Here is a 1,122-nt window from a genome sequence, read left to right as displayed (position 1 = left end):
CGCGCGCCTCGACCCGCCGGTCAGGGATATCGACCGTCTTCTCTCGGTGCCGCTGCCGGATATCGCGACGCTCACCCATCACCGCCGGCTGATTGACGCGGCCAAAGCGGAGAGCGCCCAGGCTGCCCAGAAGCTCGCCGGTCTCGGCGACGAAGCCAGGGCGATCGCCGGCCAGCTCGCGGCCCTGGAAGGGCAGGGGCGGATCGTCTCCCGCGAGGATATCGTAGCGGCAAGAGCCGGCCGCGACGAAAAGATCGAGGCGCTGGGGGCAAAACCATCTGTCGAAAAACTGAGCGAACTGAAGATCGCCGTGGAGGACGCAGACCGGCTTGCCGACGCGGCGCTTGCCGATGCCGAGCGTGTGTCGCTCCACGCCCAGCTCACCCTGCGGCAGCGGGAACTGCAACGGGCGATCGGCGCTGCCGAGATCACTGCCAAGGAATGCGGCATTGCCGCCGCCGACGCGGTCACCGAATTCGAAGACCTTTTCCATGCAGCACCCGTCGCACCGTCGACGCCGGAGCGGATGATCGAATGGCGCCGTGCCGTCGACGGCCTTTCCCTGCTGTCGGGTGCACTGAACGAGGCGCGCGACGAGCTGGAGGCGCTGCGTCTCAGGGAGGAAAAACTCAAGCCGGCCTTGCTGGCGCTGGCGGATGCCATCGGTCTTGCCGCATCCGCACTGCCGCCGCTCGCTCTCGCCCGCGGGCTTGAACGCCGGATCGGAGAACTCAACGAGCGCTGGACCGAAAGCCGATCGCTGGAAGGCAAGCGCCATTCCGCCGAAGAGGCTTTGGAAAAGCTGGCAGAGCGCGAGACCGGTTTGCGCCGCGATATCGAACGCTGGCGCTCTGCGTTCTCCAATGCCGCAGTCCTGGCAGGTCTTTCCGAAGACGCGACGGTCGACATGGCGCTTGCGGCGCTGGATGTCTGGCGCACCATACCGGATCTGCTTTCAGAGCGGGAAAACCGCGACCGCCGCGTGCGCGGCATGGCCCGGGACATGGAGGATTTCGAAACGGAGGTGCGCAGGATCGCCGCCGAGGTATCGCCGGATCTTGCCTTGCTTCCCGCCGATGTCGCCGCCGGCATGCTCAACGACCGCGCCATGGGCGCCCGGAC

At 67.1% G+C, this 1,122-nt stretch carries 1 pseudogene; it reads left to right on the top strand.

The window, feature by feature from the left end:
* Positions 1 to 1,122 (top strand): annotated as a pseudogene (locus MOV61_RS29980) (chromosome segregation protein SMC); the annotation flags it as partial.

The sequence above is a fragment of the Neorhizobium sp. BETTINA12A genome, from assembly GCF_023006485.1.
Lineage (GTDB): Bacteria > Pseudomonadota > Alphaproteobacteria > Rhizobiales > Rhizobiaceae > Neorhizobium.
Note: the sequence above shows the minus strand (reverse complement) of the source record. Positions and strands in the feature narration are given on the sequence as shown.